The following is a 4,425-nucleotide window of genomic DNA, read 5'->3' as shown; positions in this document are numbered from 1 at the left end:
CGGCGACATCAGCTACACCATCTCGTGCCTTGGCGACACGGCGACCCTGCTTGGCGACGTGCCCCTCAGCGCCGAATCAGCGTGTACAGCTCTGGCCAACGCCGATGTGCGGACCCGGCTTATTGACGGCGCACCCGCTGACCAGATCTGCACAGAGATCTACGGTGGCCCCGATATCGCCACCATCGTCGGCACTTACGACAGCGACAGGGTGAACACGACCATCGATCGCAGCAACGGTTGTGGAATCGACGACTGGGAACGGCTGTTTGGCGGGATCCTCCCACCAGCAACCGGCATCTAACTTTCGAGCCAAGACGAGGGGGCGCGGAGCGGCGGGCCTCCGGAGCCGATTGGCCGGATCAAGATGTCTGTGGGATCGGCCGGATCGCCCATCCAATCGATGCGGCGCAACCAGTGAAACCCGACTTTTTCCGCAACACGCCGCGAGGCTTGATTGTCAGGGTTGATGAGGCACAGCATCTCGCCATCGTCAGACTCGTCGGCAACAGCGAGGAGCGCCGACACCGCCTCGGTCGCGAGACCTTGGCCTCTTGCTTCAGTGACGAGCCGCCAACCCCATTCGAGCCGATTGATACCGTCGAAGCGGACAACGTCGACGCCGGTATATCCGACGATCGTGCCAGATGATTGCTCGATGACGGGTTGCTTCGCATACGGCACGACGGCGGCCATGTGCAGCATGTGGTCGAAGCGGGAGTTGGCCGACTCGACATCGTGGACGCCGGAATACACGGTGAACGCATCGTTCGTGAACAACTCGATGAATCGAGCCCGGTCATCCTCCACCGGTGGCCGGATGATGAGCCGGTCAGTCTCGATCATGGTCAGTGTCGATCATGGTCATGAGGCAAATGTAGATCGCTCGGAGCCAAGCACGGACCTTGGTGGTGACAGGCCACCCAGTATCAGGCGAAACGAGGCTGCGTCATCATGATCTCGCTCTCTTGACGATGCAGGGCCTCGTCATAACCGATCTGGCGGAACATGTCGGCCAGGCTGTCGTAGGCACCGAAGTCGCCTTGGAACTGACTCTCGAACGGCGTTGTCTCCCACTCGGGATGCTCCTGCACCATGAGCGCGTACTCGTGGGCGGCATGGTCTTCGAAGTCAGCGTTGAGTTGATAGCTCCACTTGGGCCGGATCACGAACAAGATCCAGGACAGCTGGTAGTACGACAACGCCAGGATCTGAGGAATGATGCGTCCCCTGAGCCACGGGCGACGCTCGTCGCGCGTGAGCTCTTCCAGGATCAGCAGATGCCACTGCTCGTTGTCTTGTTCGACTCGGGCGATGCGTGCTCGGTCATAGACCCGCCGGGCGAAGTCAGGGTTCTTCGACGTGTGGGTCATGGCCACATAGGCCACGCTCTCCCACGCCTGATACGGCACACGGGCAACGACTTCGAGCACCCGGAACTTTTCCAGCGTGCGCTCCTTGCCATACACCAGGTCCATCACCACAAACAGCGCCCGAGAACTCAGTGTGTATGACCGGCGAGAGGCAGCGAGCTCTGACTGCTGATTGGCCACCAGCGCATCGTGGTCAAGACGCTCAATTGGCCCAAGTGGTGGACGATCCTGGAGGGCCCGAGTCACCGGCGTTTCGAGTGCCGGAAAACGGTGGGCGTCGGGCTGGGTGAGATCCGGTTTGCGAGAAGCGCCCGTGTCGGGGCTCTCTGCAGGTTGTGTCCGCTGGTTCTCGGGAGTCATGTTCGACCGTCCTTGAGCTGGGGGACTCCATCGTCGCAGCCAAGCGAGCGTTTCGGCTCGGCGTCGTTGTGGCGTGCAACACATCAAGGGTTTGCAGGCGGCGGCGCTAGGCGGTGGCTATCGACTTCTTTGGGTCGAAAAATGGACGCTCGACGACGGTTGCGCAAACCGTTCTGGTACTTGTCGTGACTTGGAGAGCGGTGCCGAGTTCCGAGGCCTCGACGGCGATCATTGCCAGCGCGATGTTCTGTTCAAGGCGCGGTGAGTAGACGGCCGAGGTGACCTTGCCAACCGTCGTCCCGTTGCGTGCGATCGACCAGAACGAGGTGTTTGGTCCCGTCAGCGGTTCGGTGTCGAGCACCAAACCAACCTGTCGGCGGCTCACGCCTTCGTGTTGTATCCGTTGGAGTGCGGCCTTGCCGATGAAGTCGGCTTCCATGTCGAGGTTCACGAGCCGGTCGAGCCCGAGTTCGAACGGGTTGGTATCGCTGTCCGCATCGGCGTAATAGGAAAGGATTCCACTTTCGATTCGGCGGATCGAAGAGGTGTGGCCCGGTTTGAGACCGAGCGGCCCGCCGACGGCCATGATTTTCTCCCACAGCTCGTCGCCGCGAGCGCCGTCTTGCAGGTAGATCTCGTAGCCGAGCTCGGTTGACCAGCCAGTGCGCGACACCACGAGGGGGATTCCGTCGAGTTCCAGTTCGCGCAGCCAGTAGTACTTCAGGTCGCCGATGCCTTGCCCGAAGAGGGCCTTCATGATGTCGCCAGACTTGGGACCTTGGAGCTGGAGCGGCGAAACGTCGGGTTCGTGGAGCGTGACGTCCATGCCCGAGTGGACAGCGACGCCCTGGGCCCACAGCAGGATGTCGCTGTCGGCGAGCGAAATCCAGAAGTGGTTGGCGCCCAGCCGGAGCAGTACGGGGTCGTTGAGGAGGCCGCCAGCCTGGTTGGTAATGAGGATGTATTTGCACTGCCCGATTGACATCGTCGAAAGATCCCGACACGTGAGCATCTGCATGAATTCCGCAGCATCGGGCCCCGTGACCTCGACCTGTCGTTCGACGGCCACGTCGCAGAGGATCGCGTCGTTCACGAGGTTCCAGAAGTTCTGCTCGGGGTCGCCGAAGTCGCGGGGGATGTACATGTGGTTGTACACCGAGAATTGCTTCGCTCCCCATCTGACAGTTGCGTCGAAGTAGGGCGACTTGCGGATTTGAGTCCCGAAGCCAAACTCGTGTGGTTGGGTCATGCGGACTCCGTTGTTTGATCCGGTGCGGACAAGCCAAGGCGGTCCGCGAGATTGTTCGCCATATTGACGAGTACCTTGCCCATGTTCGTGCGGAAGGCTGGCGTGAAGACTCGCATGGAACCTGTTGCGCCGATCGACATTGTCGGCGCCTGGTCGCCTGGGTGCAGTGGCGCCGCCACCGAGCACATGCCGCGCTCGAGTTCCTCGACGCATTCGGCGTAGCCGAGTTGTCGAATCAGGTCGAACTCGGCGCGTAGATCGTCGATATCGGTGAGGGTGTGCTCGGTGTAAGCCTTCAACCGGCTCGCTACTGAATTTGCCACATCAGGGGAGAAGGCCGCGACGGCTTTTGAGCACGAGCATGCGTGGAGTGGGCGTTTGCCGAGGCCTGGGTGCAGAAACGACACGCCGGTGGCCGGGGTCTCGACGTGGATGATCTCGACGGCCTTGCCACGAATGCGGGACAGGAAAAAAGCAGCGCTGTGGTCGTTCGCTGCCCGGCGGAGCACCGGCGCGATGGTTTCGAGCAGGACCTCGTCCGAGAGGTCAGGCTGCGTGATCCGCTTGAGGCGGGTGCCGATGGCGAACTGGCCCTTGGCAACCGGATCGAGCAGACCCGCGTCGACCAAGTCGTTGACCAGGCGGTATGCCGACGGCTTCGGAAGGTTGGAATGCGCGCACACCTCGGCGACGGTCGCTTCGCCCTTCTGGCCGACGATTTCCAGGATCAGTGCGAGGCGTTCAAGATGCACGGTCAGTCCAGTCCCTCATCACTCGAATCTCATTTCGCAAGAATAAGAATCTTAGTATATGGTAATTACAGGACGCTGACAAAAGGGGACTGATCATGACTTCAGAGATGGATCTCGATGCCGGATCGTCGTGCTGTGGGCCGGGATACGCAAGCCCCGCCGACGCGATGCAAGCGCCTCCCGAGACGCTCTTGTACACGGTTGCCCTGTACACCGGCACAGGAATTCAACAGCCCGACTATTTGGCGACGCTCGACGCGGATCCAGAGAGCCCGACCTACTCCCAGGTGATCCACCGCTTGGAAATGCCAGGCATCGGCGACGAGTTGCACCACACCGGATGGAACGCCTGCTCGTCGTGCCATGGAGATGCCGCGATGAGCCGGCAGTATCTCCTGTTGCCCGGCGTTCGGTCGAACAACATCTACGTCATTGACACCGCAACCGACCCGCGGGCACCTCGCATCCACACGGTGATCGATGGTAAAGAGATAAAGGAGAAAGTCGACCTGTCGGGCCCCCACACGGTCCACTGCCTGGGATCGGAAATCATCATCTCCTTCCTCGGAAATGCCAAGGGCGAGGCACCCGGCGGCTACCTGCACGTCAACAAGGACTTTGAGATCGTTGGCCGGTGGGAGAACTCCATGGGCGACATCCCGTTCGGATACGACTTCTGGTACCAGCCGCG

At 61.1% G+C, this 4,425-nt stretch carries 5 protein-coding genes and 1 pseudogene; 2 read left to right on the top strand and 4 right to left on the bottom strand.

All coding sequences use genetic code 11. The features are described from left to right. Nucleotides 1–304 (top strand): annotated as a pseudogene (locus ACH2EI_RS07535) (hypothetical protein); the annotation flags it as partial. Here ACH2EI_RS07535 and ACH2EI_RS07530 read toward each other — a convergent pair. The 4 genes from ACH2EI_RS07530 to ACH2EI_RS07515 all read right to left on the bottom strand — a co-directional run bounded on the left by ACH2EI_RS07530 (nucleotide 301) and on the right by ACH2EI_RS07515 (nucleotide 3,734). Continuing rightward, nucleotides 301–846 (bottom strand): GNAT family N-acetyltransferase, encoded by a 546-nt coding sequence (locus tag ACH2EI_RS07530; protein WP_395159601.1) that lies wholly within the window; start codon nucleotides 844–846, stop codon nucleotides 301–303. The pseudogene ACH2EI_RS07535 and the gene ACH2EI_RS07530 sit on opposite strands and share 4 nt — an antisense overlap. A gap of 83 nt (nucleotides 847–929) precedes the next feature. Then, nucleotides 930–1,733 (bottom strand): alternative oxidase, encoded by an 804-nt coding sequence (locus tag ACH2EI_RS07525; protein WP_395159599.1) that lies wholly within the window; start codon nucleotides 1,731–1,733, stop codon nucleotides 930–932. A gap of 106 nt (nucleotides 1,734–1,839) precedes the next feature. After that, nucleotides 1,840–2,982, bottom strand: coding sequence for a glycine cleavage T C-terminal barrel domain-containing protein (locus ACH2EI_RS07520; protein ID WP_395159597.1), 1,143 nt, complete (start codon nucleotides 2,980–2,982; stop codon nucleotides 1,840–1,842). Beyond that, nucleotides 2,979–3,734 (bottom strand): IclR family transcriptional regulator, encoded by a 756-nt coding sequence (locus ACH2EI_RS07515; protein ID WP_395153539.1) that lies wholly within the window; start codon nucleotides 3,732–3,734, stop codon nucleotides 2,979–2,981. The genes ACH2EI_RS07520 and ACH2EI_RS07515 overlap by 4 nt, the downstream gene beginning before the upstream one ends. 95 nt (nucleotides 3,735–3,829) lie before the next feature. Between ACH2EI_RS07515 and ACH2EI_RS07510 the strand changes: the two genes are divergently transcribed. Continuing rightward, a partial coding sequence (locus tag ACH2EI_RS07510) for a selenium-binding protein SBP56-related protein (RefSeq protein ID WP_395159595.1) occupies nucleotides 3,830–4,425 on the top strand: 596 nt, incomplete at its 3' end.

This window comes from Ilumatobacter sp., from assembly GCF_041688325.1.
Classification (GTDB): domain Bacteria; phylum Actinomycetota; class Acidimicrobiia; order Acidimicrobiales; family Ilumatobacteraceae; genus Ilumatobacter_A.
The sequence above is the reverse complement of the archived record's forward strand: the minus strand, read 5'-3'. Positions and strand labels throughout refer to the sequence as shown.